Source organism: Methylobacterium nodulans ORS 2060, from assembly GCF_000022085.1.
Classification (GTDB): Bacteria; Pseudomonadota; Alphaproteobacteria; order Rhizobiales; family Beijerinckiaceae; genus Methylobacterium; species Methylobacterium nodulans.
The window spans coordinates 790,533-813,679 of sequence record NC_011894.1 but is presented as its reverse complement, the minus strand read 5'-3'; the positions used below and the strand labels follow the sequence as shown (position 1 = coordinate 813,679).

Here is a 23,147-nt window from a genome sequence, read left to right as displayed (position 1 = left end):
GACGACCTCATTCTGGCACACACTGATGCCGTGGGGGGCCGTCCACACCATCAGCACAAGGCAGAGCGTCATGGATGGAGGGCGGCGTCAGCCGGCAGGGGGCAGCAGCGCGGCTTGCGCCTTCCGGTAGGTCCGGCCGTAGCCGGCATATTGCTGCACGATGCGGCGCATCATCTCCCGCTTGCCCGCGTCGAGGGGGCCGAGGCGGCGGGCGGGGCGGCCGCCCCAGAGCCAGCCGGACTCGAGCACCTGGCCGGGCTCGGTCCAGGCGCCCGCGGCCACCAGCACGTCCTCGCCGACCACCGTCCCGGGCGCGAGCACGGCCCCGATGCCGATGAGGCTGCGCGGACCGATCTGCCCGTCCGCGACGCGGACATTGTGGCCGAGCGTGGTGTCGCGCTCGATCACCAGCCCGCTGCCCTCCGTCCGGAGGACGCTGTTGTCCTGCACGTTCACGTTCGGGCCGATGGCGATCGGGCCGGCCTCCGCGGCGAGGTCGCAGGCGAAGAACACGCTCACGCCGGGCGCCAGATCGACCGGCCCGCGCAGGCGGGCCGTGCGGGCGACGAAGACCGTGGCGTCGCGGGCCTCGCCGGCCTCAAGCAGCGGCGCGGGTGCGGCCGGGCTCTCGCCCAGCAGGCGCGCAGCGCGCGCGGCGAGTTCGCCGGGGGCGAGGCGGCGGGTGGGCTCGGCCGGGGAGCCCGCATAGGCGAAGCCGGCGGCGAGGGTCGAGCGCGGATAGACGATGCTCCCGGCCTCGATCAGCACGCCGTCCTCGACGACGGAGCCGTCGAGGACCACGCAATCCGCCTCGATCACGCAGTCGTCCCCGATCGTGCAGGCATGCACCACGGCGTTGCGTCCCACCGTGACGTGGTCGCCGAGGATGCAGGGATACTTGTCCTGGGCGATGTGCAGGGTGGCGCGCGGGCCGAGCCGGAGGCGGTCGCCCGCGATGATGTCGTGGCCGTCGCCGCGGATCACCGTGTCGTCGCCGAGCCAGGCCTCGGCACCGAGGCTGGCGCGGCCGATGACCGTGCTGCCGCGCCCGCACCAGAGGGGTGGCGTGGCGAAGACCGGCTCGGTGCCGGCATAGGGGAGCAGCAGGTCGGGGGTCACGGGCGTCTCTCTGGCAGGCTCGCCGCTTCTTGCACCGGAGACGGGCGGTTTCGCCAGCCCGGATCGCGCCGTCCCGCCGCCCATGGTAGGGAGCCGTCATGACGCCCCGTCTGTGCATCCAGTCCGAGCCCTTCGACGTCGCGGCCGAGATCGCGGCCCTGTCCGCCGCGGCGGGCGGCCGGGCGGGGGCGGTCGTGACCTTCACGGGCCTGTGCCGGGACGAGGGGGGGCGCCTCGCCGCCCTCGAACTGGAGCATTACCCCGGCATGGCCGAGGAGGAGGTGGGCCGGGTGCTCGCGCAGGCCGCCGCGCGCTGGCCCCTCGATGCCGCGACGGTGATCCACCGGCACGGGCTGATCCGGCCGGGCGAGGGCATCGTGCTCGTGCTCACGGCCTCGGCCCATCGGGCCGCGGCCTTCGAGGCGGCGAGCTTCCTGATGGACTACCTCAAGACCCGCGCCCCGTTCTGGAAGCGCGAGCACCTCGCGGATGGCACGGTGGGCGGCTGGGTCGAGGCGACGGTGCAGGACGAGGCGGCCGCCGGCCGTTGGTGAACCTCGGGCGTGCAGAGGGACAAGTCCCTCTGCCGCGGGGTGAAGGGGGCGCGGAGCCCCCTTCCCGCAGCCATGGGGGCTTCCCGATGACCGATACGGGCGTGCGGCCGCGGCTTCTCGCGGGGATCGGGGTCGTGCTGTTCGCGGCGGGTCCGGCCGGCGCGCCATCGGCCGAGGAGGCAGGCGTCAGGCGCTCCTCACATTCCTCGCCGACGACCCGCAGCACCGGCCGCTGGGCCGGCCGGACGAACGCCACCTCGCAGCCCTCGGCCGATTCCGCAACGACCCGCGCGCGATAGCCGAAGCGCTCGGCCACGTCCTGCGCCTGCACCAGCGTCTCGGGAGCGATCCGCCGGGTGAAGTGCGGCGCGCCGGAGGCGAGCCGCGCCAGGAGGTAGCCGATGGCGACGCCCTCGCCGAATTCGGCGCAGCGTCCGGGAAAGCACAGGCGCAGTCCCTCCTCCACCTCGATCTGGTTCATCCGGCGTTCGTTCCTTTCAGGATCGAGCCTGCCCGAAAGACGCTAAGGAGTTGCTGATCTGCGGCCGGTCGCGGCGCATCGGTCCGGGACGCGTGCGGGAATTCCAGGCGGTCGTGTCGGGCCGGGCGGGCGCCGATCGTCCTTGAGGGGACGGGCCGCGCGAGGCCCCGTTGCGAGGAGAGCGCCATGCAGGGCATCACGCCGTTCCTGTGGTTCGACGGTCAGGCCGAGGAGGCCGCGCGGTTCTACGTCTCGGTCTTTCCCGACGGGCGGATCGAGCGGATCGTGCGCTGCGGCGAGGGAGGGCCGGGGCCGGCGGGCAGCGTGCTCACCGTCGCCTTCACGGTCGCGGGCCAGCGCTTCACGGCCCTCAACGGAGGACCGCAATTTCCCTTCACGGAGGCCGTGTCCTTCGTGGTGACCTGCGACAGCCAGGCGGAGATCGACGCCTATTGGGCGGCGCTCTCGGAGGGGGGCGCGCCCGGGCGCTGCGGCTGGCTCAAGGACCGCTACGGTCTCTCCTGGCAGATCGTGCCGGCGGGCCTGCCGGAATGGCTCGACGGCAGCGATCCGGCTCGGGCGGGGCGGGTGATGGCGGCTCTGATGACGATGGACAAGCTCGACGCGGCGCGCCTCGCCGCGGCCTGAGCGGGACCGCCCGGCCGGGGTCTCACGCCTCGGCGCAGAGGGCGCGCGCCAGCATCTCGAGATGCGCCTCGTAATAGCCGGCGAGGTCGAGCGGATGGGCGTCCCCGAACAGGCTGCACCAGGTCGAGGCGGTCAGCACGGGCGAGAACAGCAGGTGGGGGAACACCTCCGCCACCGTCGGCCGGAACTCGCCGCGGGCGACGCCGTAGCGCACCACCGCCCGCATCGTCTCGATCGCGGGGCCGATCACCTCGTCGTGCCAACGGTCGGCCAGGCCGGGGAACCGGCCGGCCTCCGCCATCAGCATGCGCAGCAATTCGCGCCCCCGCCGGTCGGCGACCATGCGGTCGTAGACGAAGCGGAAATGCGTGCGGAGGATCTCGAGGGCCGAGCCTTCCGGTGCGGCGGTCAGCGCCCGGATATGCTCCATCATCGGCCGCACCATCTCCTTGAAGGTCGCGATGAACAGTTCCTCCTTGCTCGGGAAGTAGACGTAGATCGTGCCCTTGGTGATGCCGGCCCGGGCCGCCACGTCGTCGAGGCGGGTCGCCGCAAAGCCGTTCAGCGCGAATTCCTCGAAGGCCGCCTCCAAGATCTCGCCCGGCCGCTCCTCCTTGCGCCGCTGCCGCCGCCCGCTGCGCCCGTCGCTCATCGCATCCCCTATTGACCAACCAGTCAGTAAATAGTACGCCGGCACCATGAAGGGCAAGCCTTGGAAGCCGTCCTCCGACAACGCGGAGGGCGGCCGCAGGGCCGCCGCCCGTCCCGATCTCGCCTTGCCCCGGCGGGGCAGCGACACAGGTCTACCGTCGACCCTACCGTCCGCGGGAGGCCTGGAAGGAGCGGCCGCTCCGCCCCCTCGCGGCCGCTCCTTCACTTCGCTCCGCATCCGGGGCCCGATGGAGTTCACGTCCGACGATGCCACTCCGCCCGATTCCGCTCGCGGCGCTGCTGACGGCCGCGGCCCTGGCCGGGCCGGCGGCGGCCGCGGAGGCGACCCCGCCCGCTTCGCTCGCCGAGGTGAAGACCGTCACGGCCGCGCGGAGCCCCGTCGCCGGCGAGGTCGTGCTGACGGGTGACGTCCAGGCGAAGTTCCTCAGCAATGTCGCGTTCCGCGTCACCGGCAAGATCGCCGAGCGCCTCGCCGAAGTGGGCGACCATGTGAGGGCCGATCAGGTGCTCGCCCGCCTCGAACCTCAGGAGCAGAGGGTCAATGTCGACACCGCCGAGGCCGCTCTGTCCTCGGCGGAAGCGCTGCTGACCCAGGCCAAGGTGAGTTTCGAGCGCCAGCAGGCGCTCATGCGCAGCGGCTACACGACCCGCAGCGCCTACGATCAGGCCGAGCAGACGCTGCGCACCGCCCAGGCCTCCGTCGATTCCGCCCGCGCCGCCCTGGGCTCGGCGAGGGAGCAGTTCACCTATACGGAGCTGCGGCCCGGCATGTCCGGCATCATCACGGCCCGCAATGCGGAGGCCGGGCAGGTGGTCTCCTCCGGCCAGACCGTGTTCACCCTCGCGCATGACGGCCCGCGGGATGCGGTCTTCATCGTCCCGGAGACCCTGCTGGCGGTGCCGCCCGCGAGCGGCCGGATCGAGATCACCCTCCAGTCGGATCCGCGCATCCGCACCACCGGCAGTGTGCGGGAGATCTCGCCCACGATCGATCCCGGCACTGGCGGCGTGCGGGTGAAGATCGGCCTCGATGCGGTGCCCCGCGAGATGACGCTCGGCGCCGTCGTGCTGGGGCGCGGGCGCTTCCGGCCGCAGGAGGCCGTGACCCTGCCCTGGAGCGCGCTGTTCCGCTGGCAGGATGCGCCGGCGGTCTGGGTGCTCGATCCGCAGACGCGGACCGTGACGCCCCGGCCGGTGGGCATCGCGCGTTATGCGGGCTCCGCGATCGTGCTGTCGGGCGGCATCGAGCCCGGCGAGCGGGTGGTCACGGCAGGTATCCAATTCCTGCGTCCGGGCCAGACGGTAGCCGTGGTCGGGGAGGGCTCCCCATGAGACGGACGTCCTCCCTCCTTCTCGCGATCCTCGCCCTGGCGGGCTGCCAGGAGAAGAAGGCCGAGGCGCCCCCACCGGTGCGCCCCGTCCTCACCGTCACGACGGCCCTGCACGAGACCGAGACCTTCGGCCCCTTCGCGGGCACCGTCGAGCCCCGCTACCAGACGCAGATGGGCTTCCGCATCGGCGGCCGCATCGTCGCCCGGGACGTCTATGTGGGCGATCTCGTGGGCAAGGGCACGCGGCTCGCCGCCCTCGACCCGACCGTGCAGCAATTCGCCCTGCTGCGCGCCCGCGCCGATGTGGCGGACGCGCAGGCGCAGGTGACGCATGCGAGCGCGGCCGAGGCGCGCCAGCGCACCCTGTTCGAGAGCGGCAGCGCGGTGACGCAGGCCCAGCTCGATGCGGCGGTGGCCAACCGCGACACCGCCGCCGCCCGCCTCGCCCGGGCCAGGGCGGCCCTCCAGAAGGCCGAGGACGAACTCGGCTATGCCACGCTGACGGCGGATTTCGACGGCGTCGTCACGGCCTGGAGCGCCGAGGTCGGGCAGGTCGTCCCGGCCGGCCAGGCGGTGGTGACGGTGGCGCGGCCCGACATCCGCGAGGCGGTGGTCGACATTCCGGACGCCCTGATGGGCGAGGTGCCGCGCGAGGCGGAATTCACCGTCACGCTCCAGGCGGTGCCGGCGATCACCGTGCGCGGCCGGGTGCGCGAGATCGGCCCCCTCGCCGAGGCCGCGACCCGCACCCGGCGCGTGCGCATGACCCTCCTCGATCCGCCCGCATCCTTCCGGCTCGGCACCACCGTCACGGTGGCGCTGGAGCGGCGGATCCCGCCGCGCATTCCCCTGCCCGCCACCGCCCTCCTCGACGAGGGCGGGGGGCATGCCGTCTGGGTCGTGACCCCCGACGGCAAGGCGGTGAACCGGCGCGCGGTCTCGCTGATCGGCCGCGACGAGGGTCGGGTGCTGGTCGGGACCGGGCTCCAGCCCGGCGAGCGGGTGGTGGTCGCGGGCGTCCACAGCCTCGCGGAGGGGCAGGAAGTGCGCCTGCCCGAGACGGGGCCGTGAGCGGCTCCGTCAGTCTCGCCGGCGACCGAACCGGTCCCATGCTCGACCTCAGGAGGGTTCCGGGTGTCGCCATGCTCTCTGGAGCCCTCCTTCGAGGCTCGCTGATGCTCGCACGTCAGGATGAGGGCGAGAGCGGGACGAGCCTTCATCCGTCGAACGGCCCGAGAGCTCGGCTCCTCGTGGCAGACGCGACGATCCTCACGCTGAGGTGCTCCGCAGGAGCCTCGAAGCACCCCGGGACGGTCTTCCCGCACTGCAACGCACCCGCGGCCGCCGATTCCCGTCGAACTACCCCGATTGCCTGCGCGAGGACGCGCCGATGAGATCCTTCAACCTCTCCGAATGGGCGCTCGAGCACCGCTCCTTCGTCTGGTTCCTGATGGCGGTCGCGCTCGTCGCCGGCGCGATGTCCTACGAGAAGCTCGGCCGCGAGGAAGACCCCGCCTTCGCGATCAAGACCATGGTGGTGCAGGCGCGCTGGCCCGGCGCGACCATCGGCGACACGCTCCAGCAGGTCACCGACCGGATCGAGAAGGAGGTCCAGCAGATCAACGCGGTGGACTACACCCGCAGCTACACGACCCCGGGCCAGACCACGGTGTTCGTCCAGCTGCGCGAGACCACACCGCCCAAGACCATCCCCTGGCTGTTCTATCAGGTCCGCAAGCGCATCGGCGACATCAAGGGCACCTTCCCGCAGGGCGTGCAGGGGCCGTTCTTCAACGATGAGTTCGGCGACGTGTTCGGCAACGTCTACGCCTTCACGGCGGACGGCCTGTCCATGCGCCAGCTGCGCGACTACGTCGAGCGCGCCCGCACCGGCGTGCTCAAGGTCAGGAACATCGGCAAGACCCAGATCGTCGGCGCGCAGGACGAGGTGATCTTCCTCGACTTCTCGACCCGCAAGCTCGCGGCGCTCGGCATCGACATGCAGAGCGTGATCAACACGCTCCAGGCCCAGAACGCGGTCGAGCCCTCGGGCGTGATCCAGGCGGATCCCGAGCGGGTCTCGGTCCGGGTGGGCGGCCAGTTCGCCGACGAGAACAGCCTCAAGGCGATCAACCTGCGCATCAACGACCGCTTCTTCCGCCTCTCGGACGTGGCGGAGATCCAGCGCGGCTACACCGATCCCCCCGAGACGCTGTTCCGCTACAACGGCCAGCCCGCGATCGCGCTCGCCATCGCCATGCAGCCGAGCGGCAACATCCTCGAATTCGGCGAGGCCCTGAAGGCGCGCATGCGCCAGATCGAGGGCGAGCTGCCGGTCGGCGTCGGCATTCACCTCGTCTCCGACCAGCCCCGGATCGTGGAGGAGGCGGTCGGCGGCTTCACCAAGGCGCTGGTCGAGGCCGTGGTGATCGTGCTCGTGGTCTCGTTCCTGAGCCTCGGCCTGCGGGCGGGCCTGGTGGTGTCCCTGTCGATCCCCCTCGTGCTCGCGATCGTGTTCGTGATCATGGATGCGATGGGGGTGACGCTGCAGCGCATATCCCTCGGCGCCCTCATCATCGCGCTCGGCCTCCTCGTCGACGACGCGATGATCACCGTCGAGATGATGGTGGCCCGGCTGGAGGCCGGGGACAGCCTGCGCAAGGCTGCGACCTTCGCCTACACCTCCACCGCCTTCCCGATGCTCACCGGCACGCTCGTCACGGTGGCGGGCTTCCTGCCGATCGGCTTCAACGGCTCGGCAGCGGGCGAGTACACCTATTCGCTCTTCGTGGTGCTGGCGGCCTCGCTCCTCGTCTCCTGGGTGGTTGCCGTGCTGTTCGCGCCGCTCATCGGCGTGAAGATCCTCCCGAAGACCATGAAGGGCCATCACGAGAAGCCGAGCCGGCTGCTGGCCGTCTTCCGGGCGATGCTGCTGCCGGCCATGCGCTTCCGCTGGCTCACGGTGGCGGCGACGCTCGGGCTGCTCGCGCTGTCGTTCGTCGGCCTGGGCCACGTGCAGCAGCAGTTCTTCCCGTCCTCCGACCGCAACGAGGTGCTGGTCGACCTGACCCTGCCGCAGAACGCCAGCATCGGCGAGACCAAGGCCCAGATGGACCGGTTCGAGGCCGCCCTGAAGGGCGACCCGGATATCCGGCACTGGAGTTCCTATGTGGGCCAGGGGGCGATCCGCTTCTATCTCCCCCTCGACCAGCAGCTCGGCAACGCCTTCTTCGGGCAGATCGTGATCGAGACCACCTCGCTCGAAGCCCGCGACCGGACGATGGCGCGGCTCACCGCGCTGGCCCGCCGCGACTTCGTCGGCACCGACGTCTTCGTGCATCCCCTCGATCTCGGTCCCCCGGTCGGCCGTCCGGTCCAGTACCGGCTCGGCGGCCCGGACCTGCAGGTGGTGCGCCAGCAGGCGCTCAGGCTCGCGGGCCTGCTCGGCACCCATCCGAGCCTCGGCGTGCCGACTTTCGACTGGAACGAGCCCGGCAAGGTGCTCAAGGTCGAGATCCTGCAGGACAAGGCCCGCCAGCTCGGCGTGACCTCGAAGGACATCGCCACGATCCTGAACGGCGTCGTCGGCGGCACCACCATCACGCAGGTGCGCGACGCGATCTACCTCGTGAACGTGGTGGGCCGCGCGCTCGCCACCGAGCGGCGCTCCGTCGATACGCTGCAGAGCCTGCAGGTGCCGCTCGCCAATGGCGGCACCGTCCCGCTCCTCGCCTTCGCCAAGATCCGCTACGACCTCGAGCAGCCGATCGTCTGGCGCCGCGACCGCCAGCCCACCATCACGGTGCGGGCCGCCATCACGGACGCGACGCAGCCCGCCACCGTCGTCGCGGCGCTCCAGCCGCAGATCGACCGGTTCCGGGCCGAGCTGCCGGACGGCTACGACCTCGCCGTCGGCGGCGCCGTCGAGGAGAGCGCCAAGGGCCAGGGGCCGATCGCCTCCGTGGTGCCGGTGATGCTCCTCGCCATGGCCTTCCTGCTCATGGTGCAGCTCCAGAGCGTCCAGAAGCTGATCCTGGTCGCGAGCGTCGCGCCGCTCGGCCTCATCGGCGTCGTCGCGGCGCTGCTGCCCTCGGGGGCGCCTCTCGGCTTCGTGGCGATCCTCGGGGTGCTCGCGCTGATCGGCATCATCATCCGCAACTCGGTGATCCTGGTGACGCAGATCGACGAGTACGAGGCCGATGGCATGGCCCCCTGGGACGCCGTGGTGGAGGCGACCTGCCACCGCATGCGCCCCATCATGCTCACGGCCGCCGCGGCAAGCCTCGGCATGATCCCGATCGCCCGCGAGGTTTTCTGGGGACCGATGGCCTATGCGATGATCGGCGGCATCGTGGCGGCCACCTTCCTGACCTTGTTCTTTCTGCCCGCCCTCTATGTGGGCTGGTACCGGATCAAGGCGCCGCCCCGCGGACGGAATGCGGCCCGGCCGCTCCTGGCGGAGGCCCATCCGCCGGCCCGTGCGGAGTCCCGGGGTTGACGGGCTGCAAAAGATTAGAATTATTCTAGGTTAGCTCTTGGCTGAAACGCCCGGGCGTGCCATGTGGGGCCGTCGCCGACCGGCTGTGCCGGATGCCGCTGGGGCGGGGCAGCCCGGCGCAGGAGGAGGGATCGTATGAAGGGCGATGCGAAGGTCATCGAGTATCTCAACCGCGGCTTGCGCAGCGAGCTGACTGCGGTGAGCCAGTACTGGTTGCATTTCCGCATGCTGAACGATTGGGGCTATGTGGAGCTTGCCAAGTTCTGGCGGAAGGAATCGATCGAGGAGATGAACCATGCCGACCGGTTCATCGACCGCATCCTGTTCCTCGATGGCTTCCCGAACCTGCAGGAGCTGGATCCGCTGAGGATCGGTCAGAACGTGCAGGAGATCATCGAGTGCGACCTCGCCGCCGAGAACGAGGCGCGGGCGCTCTATCTCGAAGCGGCGCAATATGCCGAATCGATCAACGACCGCGTGTCCAAGCTCCTGTTCGAGGATCTGGCCTCCGACGAGGAGGGGCACATCGACTTCCTGGAGACGCAACTCGATCTCATCAATCAGATCGGCCTGCAGCTCTATTCCCAGCGCCACATCGGCAGTCTGGAGAAGATCGAGCCGGAGACGGAATGAGGCTGCCGGGCGCCGCCGCGTCGCGGCGCCCTCGTTCGCGTCCGGTCGAGCCATCCCGCGGATGTCGGATGGCTTGAGATCGAGACGGCCTGGGCCGGCCTCTCGGAGGGGCGGAGGACGACGCGGGTCCATCCCATTGTCGGCCGCGCGTATCCTGACGGCGTGAGGTGCCTTCCGAATGCCGGAGGGAGAACCGCGATGAGCCGCACGGACGTCGAGGTCCTGCCCCGGTCCCGGGCGGAGCGGCTGCGCGCCGCCGCCTGATGGCTCCTCTGCCGCGAGGCCCTGGCCGCTTTCGGCGTGATCCTGCTCACATTCCTCGCCGCCAGGGTCGGCCCGCCGGTCTGGACCGCCCTGACCCGCGCCGTCGGCCGCCCCCACTGCCTGAATTGCTCGGACGTCTACATGTATGCGGGCGGCGCCCTCCAGCGCCGCGGCGAGGATTGGGTGGAGGTTCCGACCTACCGCGGTTTCAACGTCTCCTACTTCGACGAGCTCGAGCGCAACACCGAGTTCATCTACCTCATCAACGCCGCAGCCCGCAGCAACGCCAAGGTGAACACGATCATCATCCGGATCCCCGTCTGCGGCGGCGTCTCGCAGGTCGCCGTTCCGAGCGCGCCGACCTGGATCGACTCGCATCCGGTCTGGCGCTGACGGGGGACCCAGGCGAGGCGCGATCGGTCGCGTTGTGCACCGCGCCGAGATGACTACATGGCAGGGAGCGGGCGCCGGCGGCGCGCGCTGTTCGCGATGATCCGTCCGAGCCCCCTTTGAGCAAGCCCAGAGCCCTTCTCACCCCCGAGCGCCGCGAGGACGACATCGACGCGTCGATCCGTCCCCTGAGCCTCGCCGACTTCACCGGCCAGCGCGCCGCCCGGGCGAACCTGCAGGTCTTCATCGAATCCGCCCGCAAGACCGGCCAGGCCCTCGACCACGTGCTCTTCGTCGGCCCCCCGGGCCTCGGCAAGACCACGCTGGCCCAGATCGTCGCCCGCGAGCTCGGCGTGAACTTCCGCTCGACCTCCGGCCCGGTGATCGCGAAGGCCGGCGACCTCGCCGCGCAGCTCACCAACCTCGAAGAGCGCGACGTGCTCTTCATCGACGAGATCCACCGGCTCAACCCGGCGGTGGAGGAGATCCTCTATCCGGCCATGGAGGATTACCAGCTCGACCTGATCATCGGCGAGGGACCGGCGGCCCGCTCGGTGAAGATCGAGCTGCCGAAATTCACCCTGGTGGCGGCGACGACCCGGGCGGGGCTGCTCACCACCCCGTTGCGCGACCGCTTCGGGATCCCGATCCGGCTCGAATTCTACGAGATCGACGAGCTCGAGGCGATCGTCGCGCGCGGCGCCCGGGTGCTGGGCATCGGCATGGCGCCGGACGGGGCCAACGAGATCGCCAAGCGGGCGCGGGGCACGCCGCGCATCGCCGGGCGCCTGCTGCGGCGGGTGCGCGACTTCGCGATCGTGGAGGATGCGCCGACGGTGACGCGGGCCATCGCCGACAAGGCGCTGCGCCTGCTCGACGTCGATCCGGTCGGGCTCGACACCATGGACCGGAAGTATCTGGGGCTGATCGCCCGGTCCTTCGGCGGCGGCCCGGTCGGGGTCGAGACCATGGCGGCGGCCTTGTCCGAGCCGCGCGACGCGATCGAGGAGATCATCGAGCCCTACCTGATCCAGAAGGGCTTCGTGCAGCGCACCCCCCGCGGGCGCGTGCTCACGCCCCACGCCTTCCGGCATCTCGGCCTGCCGGAGCCGAACCGCGACCCGGCCCTGCAATACGGCTTGTTCGGCGGCGACGAGGATGAGTGAGGCTGCTCCGCCCAGCCGGCCGTCCCGGCTGTTCACCCGCCGCCAGGTGGTGCGCGGGGCCGGCATCGTCGGGCTGTCGGGCTTCGCCACGGCGGCCTACGGGGTCGGGATCGAGCCGTTCGACTCGGTGATCACCCGCTATGCCATCCGCCCGCGCGGGCCGTGGCCCGCGGGCCTGCGGCTGCGCATCGCCGCGCTCGCCGACATCCATGCCTGCGAGCCTTGGATGAACGCGGCACGCATCGCCGGCATCGTCGAGGCCGCCAATGCCCTCAAGCCCGACCTGATCGTGCTCCTCGGTGACTATGTGGCCGGCCAGCGCTTCGTCACCGGCCACCTGTCGGCCGACGAATGGGCTGTGCCGCTCGCCGCCCTCAGGGCGCCGCTCGGGGTTCATGCGGTGCTCGGCAACCACGATTGGTGGGAGGACGAGGATGCCCAGCGCCGGGCTGGCGGCCCGACCCGGGCCGGCGCGGCGCTCACGCGACACGGCGTCCGGGTGCTGGAGAACGACGCGGTGCCGCTCGCCGTGCCGGGCGGGCCGGTCTGGCTCGCGGGCCTGCAGGACCAGCTCGCTCTGCTGCCCCGGGCCCGCTGGCTGCGCCAGGAGCGCGGCATCCAGAACCTCCGCATCGGCCTCGACGACCTCGCGGCCACCCTCGCCAAGGTCCCGGCGCAGGCGCCCGTGATCCTGCTCGCCCACGAGCCGGACATTTTTCCGAGCGTGCCCGCCCGGGTGGCGCTCACCCTGTCGGGCCATACCCATGGCGGCCAGGTCCGGCTGTTCGGCTACGCGCCCGTCGTGCCCTCGCGCTACCACAACCGCTACGCCTATGGGCATGTCCGCGAGCATACCGACCTCGTCGTGTCGGGGGGCCTCGGCATGAGCGTCGCGCCGATCCGGTTCGGCGTCCCGCCCGAGATCGTCGTGGTGGATCTCGGCGGGGAGGCGGCCGCGTGACGCCGCACAGGATCACGATCCGGGTCTATTACGAGGACACGGATTTTTCCGGGCTCGTCTACCATGCGAGCTATCTGCGCTTCCTGGAGCGCGGGCGCACGGAGCTGTTGCGTGCGGCGGGCATCGACCAGTCGGCCCTGCATGCGGGCGGGGAGGGGCTGTTCTTCGCCGTGCGGCGCATGACGATCGACTGGCTGGTTCCGGCCCGGATGGACGACGTGCTCACCGTGGAGACCCGCACTGCCGAGCTGCGCGGCGCCTCGATCATCCTGGCGCAGCGCATCCTGCGCGGCGAGCAGGTGCTGATGACCGCCGAGGTGCGTGTCGCCGCCCTGATCGGCGGCCGTCCGGCGCGCCTGCCGGACGGGCTGCGCGCCATCCTGGAGGGGCGGTGATCAACGGTCATTTCCATGTGACCGCTGGTATGAAGCCGTAGCCGACTGAGCACTCCCGCCTGGGGCAGTCCCACCGGCCCTCATGCTGAGGCGCGGGCGATCGCAGATCGCACTGGCGATCGAAGATCGCGTAGCCTCGAAGCACCCCTGAACGTTCGTCCAAATCAGGGTGGGTAGGAGCACCGGTCCGGGGTGCTTCGAGGCTCCTTCGGAGCACCTCGGCATGAGGAGCGGGGCGGCTGCCACGCAGGTCAGGTTCTATTTAGGCCTCCCGGTTCTCGACCCGGAACCGCGCCGCGTGGCTGCCGATCTCGTCGAGGCGGGCCGGCGGGGCGCCCGCCTCGGCGAGTGAAGCGGTGAGGGTCTCGGGCGCGACCGTCCCGGGCAGCGCCAGGAGCTGGGTCAGTCCCCCGCGAAGCCCTGCGCTCGCCACCACCTCGGCCCCGTGATCCGCCAGAATCGCCTCGGCGCCCTCGCGCCATCGCTCGAAGCGGGCGGCGTAGAGCACCCAGTCCCGCTGGGCCGCCGTCGGGTCGTCGAGGGGACGGGCGATCACGAAGACCGGGGTGCCGGCCGGGTGGCCGGGCCGCTCAATGAAGGGGAGCCGCGCGATCACCTTGGGCCGCCCCTGCCCCGCGAGCCCCTCCCACCAGGCCCCCGCGGTGACGCCCTGGTCGAGGCGGAAGATGCCGAGGTCCCCGCGCGAATCCGCCACTGCGGCGATCACCGCCTGGGCGCTCGGATGCGGCCGGTAGGGCACCGTGAAGCCGAAATGGAAGCGCGCGGAGTCGCGCATCGGCGCGTCGCCGCCCGAGACGTCCGCATGGACCGCGAAGGGCGCCTGCATGTAGGTAAAGGTCGCGATGATGACCCGCCAGATCCCCTCGACCGTGTCGAGGGGCAGGAGCCCCGCATGGCGCTCGGCGATGGCCCGCATCATCGACGCCTCCCGGCCGGGCCGGAAGGCCGAGCCCGAGGCGGAGGTGCGCTTGACCGCAATCAGCCGGTCGATGATGCGCCCGCGCTCCATCAGGAGGTCGTGCATCGCCGCGTCGATGCGATCGATCTCGGTGCGCAGGACGGCGAGGTCGGCTTTCGGGGCAGGAGAGGTCATGCGGGAATCCGGACGATACGTCTTGCCGTCTTACGACCGCCCCGCCCCGCCCGTCACCCTCGATTGACGGATGGCCGGGAAGGTCCTAACTCAACCGTCCGGCGAAACGAATTTTCCGGCCGCTATAACGTCCGCCCCCTGCGGAGCGGACGACCCTCGGAAGGCCCAAGCCCGATCATGGCCATCACCGCCCTGAGACCCGGCCCCGACACCGCCTCGCAGGCGGTGGAGCCCGCAAGCCCCGTCGCCCATTTCGGGGCCGACGAGCCGCTGATGATGGATGCCGGCGTGGCTCTGGCGCCCTGGCAGGTCGCCTATCAGACGACCGGCACGCTGAATGCGGAGCGCACCAACGCGGTGCTGGTCTGCCACGCGCTCACCGGCGACCAGCACGTCGCCCACCCGCATCCCGTCACGGCCAAGCCGGGCTGGTGGGAGACCATGGTGGGGCCGGGCAAGCCCGTCGACACCGACCGCTACTTCGTGATCTGCGCCAACGTGGTCGGCTCCTGCATGGGCACCACGGGCCCGGCCTCGATCAACCCGGCGAACGGCCACCCCTACGGGCTCGATTTCCCCCTCGTCACCATCCGCGACATGGTGCGGGGGCAGGCCATGCTCCTCGACAGGCTCGGCATCCGCGACCTGTTCCTGTGCATCGGTGGCTCGATGGGCGGCATGCAGGTGCTGCAATGGGCGGCGAGCTATCCCGACCGGGTCTTCGCCGCCATGCCGATCGCGACGGGCGCCCGCCACTCGGCCCAGAACATCGCCTTCCACGAGGTCGGGCGGCAGGCCGTGATGGCCGATCCGGCCTGGCATGGCGGGCGCTACCTCGATGTCGGCACGCGGCCCGCCAAGGGGCTCGCGGTGGCGCGCATGGGCGCGCATATCACCTACCTGTCGGAGCCGGCGCTCCATCGCAAGTTCGGCCGCCGCTTCCAGGACCGGGACGCGCCGACCTTCTCGTTCGACGCCGACTTCCAGATCGAGAGCTATCTGCGTCACCAGGGCATCAGCTTCGTCGAGCGCTTCGACGCCAACGCGTATCTCTATCTCACCCGGGCGATGGATTATTTCGACCTCGCGGCGGACCATGGCGGCGTGCTGGCGAACGCCTTCCGGGGCACGCCCACGCGCTTCTGCGTGATGTCCTTCACCTCCGACTGGCTGTTTCCGACCCCGGATTCGCGGGCCATCGTGCATGCGCTCAACGCGGCCGCGGCGCGGGTCGCCTTCGTGGAGGTCGAGAGCGACAAGGGCCACGACGCCTTCCTGCTCGACGAGCCGGCGATGTTCGCCGCGGCCCGCGGCTTCATCGCGGCGGCAGCCCGGGAGCGGGGCCTGTGAGCGCCGCATCGGCCGACGCCCTCGCCCCGGCGGGCCTGCCCGAGGAGCCGGGGCTCACCGCCGCGCGCGCCGACCATCGCGTGGTCCTGGGCCTCGTCGAGGCGGGCGCCCGGGTGCTCGATGTCGGCTGCGGCGACGGCTCGCTGCTTGCGCTGCTGCGCGACCGGCGCGGCGTCGACGGCCGGGGCATCGAGCTCTCGCGCGAGGGCGTGAATGCCTGCCTCGCCCACGGGCTGCCGGTGATCCAGGGCGACGCGGATACCGATCTCGCCGACTATCCGGACGACGCCTTCGACTACGTCATCCTCTCGCAGACCATCCAGGCGACGCGCCACCCCAAGGTCGTCCTGGAGCACCTGCTCCGGATCGGCCGGCGGGCGATCGTGTCCTTCCCGAATTTCGGCCATTGGCGCGTCCGAGCCGAACTCATGGTGCGCGGGCGCATGCCCGTGACCGAGTACCTGCCGGACACCTGGTACGAGACGCCGAACATCCACCACTGCACCATCCGCGACTTCGTGGGCCTCTGCCACCTCGTCGGCGCGCGCATCGAGCGCGCCTCCGCCCTCGACGCGGCCGGCGAGCCGATGCGCTTCGCCCTGCCCTGGTGGATCTGGAACCTCGTCGGCGCCCAGGGCGTGTTCCTGCTCCGGCGGGGCTGATCCGGGCGCCTCACCCCGCCGCGAAGGTGGGATCGGCGAGGCAGCGGGCATGGTCGCGCAGGTCGCCGGGCCAGGGCTCCGTGAGAGCGCGGAACCGCTCCCCATCCCCCGCATAGAGCGCCCGGGCCGCCTCCTCGTAGCCCGGCGCATCGCCCAGCATCGCCGTCATGAAGCGGTCGGCAGCCTCCTGCGCCTGGCGGACCCGCTCGCGCCCGCTTCCTTCGGCCCGGGCCGCGTCGACGAGCCGGCGCAGCGTCACCGAGGCGCCGCCGGGCTGGGCGGCGAGCCAGTCCCAGTGCCGCGGCAGCAGCGTGACCTCGCGGGCGACGACGCCGAGCTTCGGGCGGCCGGGCGCCCGCGGCCCTTCGCTGCGCCCGGTCTCCGGAGGCTTCAGCCGGGCCACGATTTCCGCATCGGTGCCGCGCAGGTCGAAATCGAGCGGGCGGCCCGTCCGGTCGTCGAAGATCTGAACCGGCGCGCCGCCGTCCTGTTGATGGGCGGCCTTGACCGCGAGCGCGACGTCCCAGGGCGCGCCGGAGGCCAGCCGCTGCGTCCCCAGGAAGGCCGTGCAGGTCGGGAATGGGTCCATCGCGTGATCCTCCTCTGCCGGAGGAATGACCCGGGTGATATCCTGTCGTCAATATCACCCGGATAAAACTACGAGGCCGTGAGCCCATGCGCCCTGCCCGGATCGTTCCGCTCGTCGTCGCGACGGCCCTGTTCATGGAGAACACGGATTCCACCGTGATCGCGACCTCGCTGCCGGCGATCGCGGCCGATCTCGGGGAGGATCCGATCGCGCTCAAGCTCGCGCTCACCGCCTATCTGGTGAGCCTCGCGATCTTCATCCCCGTCAGCGGCTGGATGGCCGACCGCTTCGGCGCCCGCACCGTGTTCCGCTGGGCGCTGGCGGTGTTCATGGCCGGCTCCCTCGCCTGCGCGGCGGCCGATTCCCTCGGCTGGTTCGTGGGCGCCCGGTTCCTGCAGGGCATGGGCGGGGCGATGATGGTGCCGGTCGGGCGCCTCGTCCTGCTGCGCAGCGTGCCGAAGGCGGAACTCGTCCAGGCGCTCGCCACCCTCACCATCCCGGCCCTGGTCGGCCCGGTGATCGGCCCGCCGCTCGGCGGCTTCATCACCACCGCCCTGCACTGGCGCTGGATCTTCTTCATCAACCTGCCGATCGGCTTCGCCGGCATCCTGCTCGCGACGCACTATTTCGCCGATCTGCGCGAGGCGGAGCGCCCGCCCCTCGACGCGGTCGGCTTCGTGCTCTCGGGCGCCGGGCTCGCGAGCCTGATGCTCGGCCTCGCGTCGGGCGGACGGCACCTGCTGCCGCCGGAGCTGTCCTGGGGCTGCACGGGGGCCGGCCTCCTGCTCCTCGCCCTCTACTGGCGCCACGCGCGGCGGATTGCCCACCCGCTGATCCGGCTCGACCTCCTGCGCTACCCGACCTTCCGGGCCGCGATCACCGGCGGCAGCCTGTTCCGCATCGGCACCGGGGCGATCCCGTTCCTGCTGCCGCTGATGCTCCAGATCGGCTTCGGGCTCGACCCGCTGCAATCGGGCCTCCTGACCTTCGTGGCGGCGGCGGGCGCCCTGTTCATGAAGACGCTCGCGGCCCGCATCCTGCGCGCCCTCGGCTTCCGCACGGTGCTCACCGTCAATGCGGTGATCGCCGCGATCCTGCTCGGCGCGAACGGCCTCTTCACCCCGGCGACGCCGCATGCGGTGATCGTCGCCGTGCTGCTGGTCGGGGGCTGCTTCCGCTCGTTGCAATTCACCGCCGTCAACGCCATCGCGTATGCGGATGTCGACCCGCGGGACATGAGCGCGGCGACGAGCCTCGCCAGCGTCGCCCAGCAACTCTCGCTCAGCATCGGCGTCGCCTTCGGTGCCTTCGCGCTGGAGAGCGCCGCGCAGTGGCACGGCCGCACGGCGGTGCAGGCAGGCGATTTCTGGCCGGCCTTCCTCGCCGTGGCGCTGGTGTCCGGCCTCTCCACCCTCGCCTTCGGGCGGCTCGCCCCGACGGCGGGGGCCGAGGTCTCGGGCCATCGCCGCATCGCGGCACGGCCGGCTGCGGATGCGACCTGAGCGGCGTCACGTCGGCTCGGTTCCTCTCCGGAAGCTGACGACGCCTTCAGCATCCGTTCAGTCGCGCGGCCCTATGAAGATGAAACCGGACGCAGGGAACGGAAGCCGTTCTGCTCCGAAAGCTTGCGGATGCTCTCCTGAAAAGCATTCAGATCACGGGGATTTGCCATGAAGCGTGTCGCGTCTGCCTGTGTGGCTGCTGTGACCCTGGCGAGCGTTGCGCTCGCGAGCGCCTCCCCGGCCGAGGCGCGCTGGCGAGCCGGCCCGGCCTTCGCCCTCGGCGCCGTGGGCGGCCTCGCCCTCGGGAGCGCGATTGCGGCGGGGTCGCGTCCGGCTTACGGCTACGCGCCGGCCTATGGTTATGCACCGGCCTACGGTTACGCTCCGGTCTATGATGCCGGCGAGTGCTACACCGTCCGCCGCCGGATGGTGGACGAGTTCGGCGACGTCTACATCCGCCGCGTCCGAGTCTGCGAGTAAAGTTGCCCGCCTCACCCCGAGCGCGGCGTCCGACGCCGCGCCGGGGCGCCGCCGTCAGGCCGTTTGCGGCTTGGTGACCTTCGCCTCGATCGCATCCCACACCGCCACCGCGAGATCGGGGCCGCCGAGGCGCTTGATCGCTCGGATGCCGGTCGGCGAGGTGACGTTGATCTCCGTCAGGTTGCCGTCGATCACGTCGATCCCGACCAGGATCAGCCCGCGCCGGCGCAGTTCCGGCCCGATTACCGCGCAGATCTCGCGTTCGCGGGCGCTGAGCTCGGTCGCGCCGCCGGTGCCGCCCCGCACCATGTTCGAGCGGATGTCGTTGCGCGCCGGCACCCGGTTCACGGCGCCGAGCGGCTCGCCGTCGACCAGGATGATGCGCTTGTCGCCCTCCGAGATCTTCGGCAGGAAGCGCTGAATCACCCAGGGCTCCCGGAAGGTCTGGGCGAACAGGTCGAAGATCGAGCCGAAATTCGGGTCCTCCGGTGTCACCCGCAGCACCGCCGCGCCGCCATGGCCGTGCAGGGGCTTCATCACCACGCTGCCATGCTCGGCGCGGAATGCCTCGATCTCCGGCTTGTCGCGAGAAATCAGCGTCGGCGGCATCAGCTCCGGAAAATGCGTGACGAACAGTTTTTCGGGAGCGTTGCGCACCTCGAAGGGGTTGTTCACCACGAGCGTCGCCGGATGGATCCGCTCCAGCAGATGCGTCGCCGTGATGTAGGCGAGGTCGAAGGGCGGGTCCTGGCGCATCAGCACCACGTCGACCGATGCGAGATCGATGCGCTCCGGCTCGCCCAAGCTGGCATGGGCGCCCTCCACGTCCTGCACGCGCAGCGGCTCGGCCCGGGCGGTCACGCGCCCGTCGCGCATCGAGAGCCGCTCGGGCGTGTAGTGCAGAAGCGTGTGCCCGCGCGCCTGCGCTTCGAGGAGCAGCGCGAAGGTGGTGTCGCCCGCGATGCGGATGCTCTGGATCGGGTCCATCTGGACCGCGACGGTCAACGCCATGGGAAGGAAGCCTCCGGTCGGCGGCGTTATCGGGCGGGCTGGCGCTCCTGGCAACGGGCCGCGCGCGAAAGCGCTCCCCGTCGAAGTGGATACCGGGTCGGCGCAAGGGAGCGTGTGACGGCAAGGCTTGAGAGCCGTGAGCCGAGCCCGACCGGTCGGGCTCGGCTCCAGACGCGAAAAAGGCCCCGCCCGCAGGGTGCAGGCGGGGCTCCAGATCAGGGAGGAAACATCATGGTGACGATCCCTGCGATGCAATCCGCATGCCGCGTGGGGCGCAAGCCCCCTATGACGCCGGATCGTCCGGATCCTCCGCCGGCCAAGTCACGATCCGGTCGAGGAGCTCGTCCGTCTCGAACTCCTCCTCGGTGCCGCTGACGCGTCCGCGCACCGAGATCCCGGCCTTGTGCACGGTTGCGCGGCTCCCGGAGACGAGCGGGTGCCACCAGGGCAGGTCGCGGCCCTCGCGCACGAGGCGATAGGCGCAGGTCGGCGGCAGCCAGGGCAGCGTGCGCACCGTCTCCGGCGTCAGGCGCACGCAGTCCGGCACCCGGCGCTGGCGGCCCGCATAGTCCCGGCAGCGGCAGGCATGGGTGTCGAGGAGCGTGCAGGCGACGTCGGTGTGATGGATCTCGCCCGTGTCCTCGTCCTCGAGCTTGAGAAGGCAGCAGCGCCCGCAGCCGTCGCACAGGCTCTCCCACTCCTGCGGGCTCATGGCGTCGAGGCTCTTCTCGCGCCAGAACGGCGATGCGGGCGGGGCGGCCTTGGATTTTGCGGCCAAGGATTTTGCGGCCAAGACGGAATCCTTCGTGGGGGCGGAAAACCGCTTCCCTCTGCCGCAGGCGCGCGCCCCGCACAAGCGCGGCTGGGAAGCCGCTCGGCGCTCCTGCGACCTCGCGTCCCGGTTAGGTCGCGCGCCGGAGCGGGCGAGGCGGGGATCCGTCTGGCCGCAGCCGCGTTCCTCTCAATCAAGCGCGGCCGTGGCGCCGCCGCCTCGCGGTTCGCGCTGAGATTGGGTACAGGTGACCGATCGTCCGGCGCGCGAGCGGCCGGGCCGCCATGGAAGTGACGCCGTGCCGCTGAACTGGCTCTCCTCGCTCTGGGCCCGCCTTGGCCGCGGAGCCCTCGGGTTCGACGCGTGGCTGAACGCGAGCCTCTATGACGGCGGGCGCGGCCTCGGCGAATCCTACGAGCGCTTCTCGGAGGCGATGCGCCGCCGCTTCACCGTGCGGGGCGTCAAGCGCGTGGTCCTGGACCTCGCGAGCGAAGGCGTCACCCTGGCGCTCGGCGGCGCCTTCGTCATGGTCACCCTCGCCCAGCCCGCCTTCAACCAGACCAGCGAGAACTGGCTCAAGACCCAGGATCTCGCCGTGACCTTCCTCGACCGCTACGGGACCGAGGTCGGGCGGCGCGGCATCAAGCACGACGACTCGCTGCGCATCGACGAGTTTCCCGACATCCTGATCAAGGCCCTGATCGCGACCGAGGATCGGCGCTTCTACGACCACTGGGGCATCGACCCGATCGGGACGGCACGCGCGCTCACGGTCAATGCGCGGGGCGGCGGCCACGTGCAGGGCGGTTCCTCGCTCACCCAGCAGCTCGCCAAGAACCTCTTCCTCACCAACGAGCGCTCGCTCCAGCGCAAGATCAACGAGGCCTTCCTCGCCCTCTGGCTGGAATGGCACCTGACCAAGAACGAGATCCTCAAGCTCTATCTCGACCGCGCCTATATGGGCGGCGGCACCTTCGGCGCGGTGGCGGCGGCCGACTACTATTTCGGCAAGAACCTCAAGGACATCTCGCTCGCCGAGGCGGCCATGCTGGCGGGCCTGTTCAAGGCCCCGACCAAATACGCGCCGCACGTGAACCTGCCGGCCGCCCGCGCCCGGGCCGCGGACGTGCTCCACAACATGGTGGAGGCCGGCTACCTCACCGAGGGCCAGATCCAGTCGGCCTTGCGCAATCCGGCGACCCCGGTGACGCGCTCGCGCGACGTCAGCGCCGACTACTATCTCGACTGGGCCTTCAACGAGGTGAAGCGCCTCGCCGACGAGGGCAAGCTGAAGAAGGAACGGGTGCTCGTCGTCAAGACGCCCCTCGACCTCGCCATCCAGCGGCGGGCCGACCAGGCCGTCGAGAACATCCTGCGCCAGTTCGGCGATGCCTTCGACGTCGAGCAGGCCGCCCTCGTCACCATGGACCCGGACGGGGGCGTGCGGGCGATGGTGGGTGGCTCCGATTACGGCCAGAGCCAGTTCAACCGCGCGACGGACGCGCTCCGCCAGCCGGGCTCGTCGTTCAAGCCCTACGTCTACGCGGCGGCCCTCTCCACCGGACAGTGGCGGCCGGACAGCAAGGTGGTCGATTCCCCGGTCTGCATCGGCAATTGGTGCCCGGCGAATTACGGCCGCTCCTTCGCGGGCACCGTGCCCCTGTGGATCGCGGTCGCCAAGTCGATCAACACCATTCCGGTCAAGCTCTCGATCGCCATGGGCAAGGCCATGGGCGAGACCCACGAGGCGCGCGCCGCCAAGCTCGGCCGGGCCAAGATCATCGACACCGCCCGCCGGATGGGCCTCACCACGAACCTCGTCGATTCGGTCTCGCTGCCGATCGGCTCGGCGGAGGTGACGGTGCTCGACCAGGCCGCCGGCTACGCGGTTTTCGCCAGTGGTGGCCGCCGGGCGAAGCCCTATGCGGCGGTGGAGATCCGCTCCTCGTCCGGCGAGGTGATCTACCGCCACGATGCGAACGAGCCGCCGCCCGAGCAGGTGCTCTCGTCCCGCGTCGTGGCCGACATGAACTTCATGCTCAACAAGGTCGTGGAGGAAGGCACCGGCCGCAAGGCGGCGATCGAGGGCGTGAAGACGGCGGGCAAGTCCGGCACCACCAACGCCTACCGGGATGCGTGGTTCGTCGGCTACACGGGCAACCTCGTCACGGCGGTCTGGTACGGCAACGACGACCATTCCTCGACCAAGAACATGACCGGCGGCTCGCTGCCCGCCATGACCTTCCACGAGGTGATGGCCCCGGCCCACCAGGGCATCGAGCTCAAGCCGCTACCCGGCTTCGAGAGCGACAAGCCCGGCGCGGTCGCGGCCAACAAGGCGCCCGCGCCCGCGGCCCCGCCCGGGGCGCCGCCCGGCGCGCTCTCGCGGCGCTCCTTCGAGGTGCTGGGCGGCATCGGCAACCTGTTCCGCACCGTCGAGCCCGCTCCCGGCCGCGCCGCCCTGCGGGAGGTCGGCAGCGCCGGCAGCTTCGCGGAAGGCGGGCGCCCGGCCGGCCGCTTCGCGACGCCGTGATCGCGATGCTCACCCTCCGGCC

At 71.0% G+C, this 23,147-nt stretch carries 22 protein-coding genes; 16 read left to right on the top strand and 6 right to left on the bottom strand.

What is annotated here, in order from left to right; genetic code table 11:
• Nucleotides 1-87 precede the first annotated feature (87 nt).
• Nucleotides 88-1,119, bottom strand: a complete 1,032-nt coding sequence (locus MNOD_RS03605; protein WP_015927478.1) for a gamma carbonic anhydrase family protein — start codon at nucleotides 1,117-1,119, stop codon at nucleotides 88-90.
• 98 nt (nucleotides 1,120-1,217) lie between these two features.
• On the opposite strand from MNOD_RS03605, the gene MNOD_RS03600 reads away from it, so the two are divergent.
• From MNOD_RS03600 to MNOD_RS03590, 3 genes are all read left to right on the top strand, one after another.
• Complete coding sequence (locus tag MNOD_RS03600; RefSeq protein ID WP_015927477.1) at nucleotides 1,218-1,673, top strand: molybdenum cofactor biosynthesis protein MoaE; 456 nt, start codon at nucleotides 1,218-1,220, stop codon at nucleotides 1,671-1,673.
• An 86-nt stretch (nucleotides 1,674-1,759) separates the two neighbouring features.
• Nucleotides 1,760-1,972, top strand: coding sequence for a hypothetical protein (locus MNOD_RS46020; RefSeq protein WP_043747976.1), 213 nt, complete (start codon nucleotides 1,760-1,762; stop codon nucleotides 1,970-1,972).
• Between the two features lie 368 nt (nucleotides 1,973-2,340).
• On the top strand, nucleotides 2,341-2,802 hold the full coding sequence (locus tag MNOD_RS03590; protein ID WP_015927475.1) for a VOC family protein: 462 nt from the start codon (nucleotides 2,341-2,343) through the stop codon (nucleotides 2,800-2,802).
• Nucleotides 2,803-2,824: 22 nt separating this feature from the next.
• Here MNOD_RS03590 and MNOD_RS03585 read toward each other — a convergent pair whose 3' ends face one another.
• Nucleotides 2,825-3,454, bottom strand: coding sequence for a TetR/AcrR family transcriptional regulator (locus tag MNOD_RS03585; RefSeq protein WP_015927474.1), 630 nt, complete (start codon nucleotides 3,452-3,454; stop codon nucleotides 2,825-2,827).
• A gap of 266 nt (nucleotides 3,455-3,720) precedes the next feature.
• Here MNOD_RS03585 and MNOD_RS03580 point away from each other — a divergent pair, with 266 nt between their 5' ends.
• From MNOD_RS03580 to ybgC, 8 genes are all read left to right on the top strand, one after another.
• The gene (locus tag MNOD_RS03580; protein ID WP_015927473.1) at nucleotides 3,721-4,806 is read left to right on the top strand and encodes an efflux RND transporter periplasmic adaptor subunit; all 1,086 of its coding nucleotides are present in this window, start codon (nucleotides 3,721-3,723) and stop codon (nucleotides 4,804-4,806) included.
• Nucleotides 4,803-5,876 carry an efflux RND transporter periplasmic adaptor subunit gene (locus tag MNOD_RS03575; protein WP_015927472.1) on the top strand — a complete coding sequence of 358 codons (1,074 nt, stop codon included), beginning with the start codon at nucleotides 4,803-4,805 and terminating at the stop codon, nucleotides 5,874-5,876. The genes MNOD_RS03580 and MNOD_RS03575 overlap by 4 nt, the downstream gene beginning before the upstream one ends.
• 319 nt (nucleotides 5,877-6,195) lie before the next feature.
• Nucleotides 6,196-9,303 carry an efflux RND transporter permease subunit gene (locus MNOD_RS03570; protein WP_015927471.1) on the top strand — a complete coding sequence of 1,036 codons (3,108 nt, stop codon included), beginning with the start codon at nucleotides 6,196-6,198 and terminating at the stop codon, nucleotides 9,301-9,303.
• Nucleotides 9,304-9,438: 135 nt separating this feature from the next.
• Nucleotides 9,439-9,936, top strand: a complete 498-nt coding sequence (gene bfr / locus MNOD_RS03565; protein WP_015927470.1) for a bacterioferritin — start codon at nucleotides 9,439-9,441, stop codon at nucleotides 9,934-9,936.
• Nucleotides 9,937-10,236: 300 nt separating this feature from the next.
• Nucleotides 10,237-10,593, top strand: a complete 357-nt coding sequence (locus tag MNOD_RS03560) for a hypothetical protein (protein ID WP_015927469.1) — start codon at nucleotides 10,237-10,239, stop codon at nucleotides 10,591-10,593.
• 116 nt (nucleotides 10,594-10,709) lie between these two features.
• Nucleotides 10,710-11,756, top strand: coding sequence for a Holliday junction branch migration DNA helicase RuvB (gene ruvB, locus MNOD_RS03555; RefSeq protein WP_015927468.1), 1,047 nt, complete (start codon nucleotides 10,710-10,712; stop codon nucleotides 11,754-11,756).
• Entirely contained in the window at nucleotides 11,749-12,717 is a 969-nt protein-coding gene (locus tag MNOD_RS03550; RefSeq protein WP_015927467.1) for a metallophosphoesterase, read from the top strand. The genes ruvB and MNOD_RS03550 overlap by 8 nt, the downstream gene beginning before the upstream one ends.
• Nucleotides 12,714-13,112 carry a tol-pal system-associated acyl-CoA thioesterase gene (ybgC, locus tag MNOD_RS03545; RefSeq protein WP_015927466.1) on the top strand — a complete coding sequence of 133 codons (399 nt, stop codon included), beginning with the start codon at nucleotides 12,714-12,716 and terminating at the stop codon, nucleotides 13,110-13,112. Before MNOD_RS03550 ends, ybgC begins: the two co-directional genes overlap by 4 nt.
• A gap of 262 nt (nucleotides 13,113-13,374) precedes the next feature.
• On the opposite strand, the gene MNOD_RS03540 is transcribed toward ybgC, so the two are convergent.
• A complete protein-coding gene (locus MNOD_RS03540; protein WP_015927465.1) occupies nucleotides 13,375-14,226 on the bottom strand; it encodes a chorismate mutase in 852 nt (283 codons plus the stop codon).
• Between the two features lie 177 nt (nucleotides 14,227-14,403).
• Here MNOD_RS03540 and metX point away from each other — a divergent pair, with 177 nt between their 5' ends.
• Nucleotides 14,404-15,576 carry a homoserine O-acetyltransferase MetX gene (gene metX / locus MNOD_RS03535; RefSeq protein WP_015927464.1) on the top strand — a complete coding sequence of 391 codons (1,173 nt, stop codon included), beginning with the start codon at nucleotides 14,404-14,406 and terminating at the stop codon, nucleotides 15,574-15,576.
• A 35-nt stretch (nucleotides 15,577-15,611) separates the two neighbouring features.
• On the top strand, nucleotides 15,612-16,238 hold the full coding sequence (gene metW / locus MNOD_RS03530; protein WP_050783483.1) for a methionine biosynthesis protein MetW: 627 nt from the start codon (nucleotides 15,612-15,614) through the stop codon (nucleotides 16,236-16,238).
• Between the two features lie 10 nt (nucleotides 16,239-16,248).
• Here the strand turns inward: metW and MNOD_RS03525 are convergent, their stop codons facing one another.
• Complete coding sequence (locus MNOD_RS03525) at nucleotides 16,249-16,827, bottom strand: DUF2239 family protein (protein ID WP_015927462.1); 579 nt, start codon at nucleotides 16,825-16,827, stop codon at nucleotides 16,249-16,251.
• Nucleotides 16,828-16,913: 86 nt separating this feature from the next.
• Here MNOD_RS03525 and MNOD_RS03520 point away from each other — a divergent pair, with 86 nt between their 5' ends.
• Both MNOD_RS03520 and MNOD_RS03515 read left to right on the top strand, forming a co-directional pair.
• A complete protein-coding gene (locus MNOD_RS03520; RefSeq protein ID WP_015927461.1) occupies nucleotides 16,914-18,329 on the top strand; it encodes an MDR family MFS transporter in 1,416 nt (471 codons plus the stop codon).
• 168 nt (nucleotides 18,330-18,497) lie between these two features.
• Nucleotides 18,498-18,809: a hypothetical protein gene (locus MNOD_RS03515; protein WP_015927460.1), complete on the top strand. Its 312-nt coding sequence runs from the start codon at nucleotides 18,498-18,500 to the stop codon at nucleotides 18,807-18,809.
• Between the two features lie 54 nt (nucleotides 18,810-18,863).
• Here the strand turns inward: MNOD_RS03515 and gshB are convergent, their stop codons facing one another.
• Both gshB and MNOD_RS03505 read right to left on the bottom strand, forming a co-directional pair.
• Nucleotides 18,864-19,820, bottom strand: coding sequence for a glutathione synthase (gshB, locus tag MNOD_RS03510; RefSeq protein ID WP_015927459.1), 957 nt, complete (start codon nucleotides 19,818-19,820; stop codon nucleotides 18,864-18,866).
• A 283-nt stretch (nucleotides 19,821-20,103) separates the two neighbouring features.
• Nucleotides 20,104-20,532, bottom strand: a complete 429-nt coding sequence (locus MNOD_RS03505; protein WP_050783482.1) for a YcgN family cysteine cluster protein — start codon at nucleotides 20,530-20,532, stop codon at nucleotides 20,104-20,106.
• 358 nt (nucleotides 20,533-20,890) lie between these two features.
• Between MNOD_RS03505 and MNOD_RS03500 the strand changes: the two genes are divergently transcribed.
• A complete protein-coding gene (locus MNOD_RS03500) occupies nucleotides 20,891-23,125 on the top strand; it encodes a transglycosylase domain-containing protein (RefSeq protein ID WP_015927457.1) in 2,235 nt (744 codons plus the stop codon).
• Nucleotides 23,126-23,147 lie beyond the last annotated feature (22 nt).

Bases quoted from the DNA above. Each gene is read 5' to 3' on its own strand.
- bfr (WP_015927470.1), top strand. From the start codon at position 9,439: ATGAAGGGCGATGCGAAGGTCATCGAGTATCTCAACCGCGGCTTGCGC.
- MNOD_RS03600 (WP_015927477.1), top strand. From the start codon at position 1,218: ATGACGCCCCGTCTGTGCATCCAGTCCGAGCCCTTCGACGTCGCGGCC.
- gshB (WP_015927459.1), bottom strand. From the start codon at position 19,820: ATGGCGTTGACCGTCGCGGTCCAGATGGACCCGATCCAGAGCATCCGC.
- metX (WP_015927464.1), top strand. From the start codon at position 14,404: ATGGCCATCACCGCCCTGAGACCCGGCCCCGACACCGCCTCGCAGGCG.
- MNOD_RS03550 (WP_015927467.1), top strand. From the start codon at position 11,749: ATGAGTGAGGCTGCTCCGCCCAGCCGGCCGTCCCGGCTGTTCACCCGC.
- MNOD_RS03570 (WP_015927471.1), top strand. From the start codon at position 6,196: ATGAGATCCTTCAACCTCTCCGAATGGGCGCTCGAGCACCGCTCCTTC.
- MNOD_RS03585 (WP_015927474.1), bottom strand. From the start codon at position 3,454: ATGAGCGACGGGCGCAGCGGGCGGCGGCAGCGGCGCAAGGAGGAGCGG.
- MNOD_RS46020 (WP_043747976.1), top strand. From the start codon at position 1,760: ATGACCGATACGGGCGTGCGGCCGCGGCTTCTCGCGGGGATCGGGGTC.
- MNOD_RS03515 (WP_015927460.1), top strand. From the start codon at position 18,498: ATGAAGCGTGTCGCGTCTGCCTGTGTGGCTGCTGTGACCCTGGCGAGC.
- MNOD_RS03520 (WP_015927461.1), top strand. From the start codon at position 16,914: ATGCGCCCTGCCCGGATCGTTCCGCTCGTCGTCGCGACGGCCCTGTTC.
- MNOD_RS03590 (WP_015927475.1), top strand. From the start codon at position 2,341: ATGCAGGGCATCACGCCGTTCCTGTGGTTCGACGGTCAGGCCGAGGAG.
- MNOD_RS03580 (WP_015927473.1), top strand. From the start codon at position 3,721: ATGCCACTCCGCCCGATTCCGCTCGCGGCGCTGCTGACGGCCGCGGCC.
- MNOD_RS03525 (WP_015927462.1), bottom strand. From the start codon at position 16,827: ATGGACCCATTCCCGACCTGCACGGCCTTCCTGGGGACGCAGCGGCTG.
- MNOD_RS03505 (WP_050783482.1), bottom strand. From the start codon at position 20,532: ATGAGCCCGCAGGAGTGGGAGAGCCTGTGCGACGGCTGCGGGCGCTGC.
- MNOD_RS03575 (WP_015927472.1), top strand. From the start codon at position 4,803: ATGAGACGGACGTCCTCCCTCCTTCTCGCGATCCTCGCCCTGGCGGGC.
- MNOD_RS03540 (WP_015927465.1), bottom strand. From the start codon at position 14,226: ATGACCTCTCCTGCCCCGAAAGCCGACCTCGCCGTCCTGCGCACCGAG.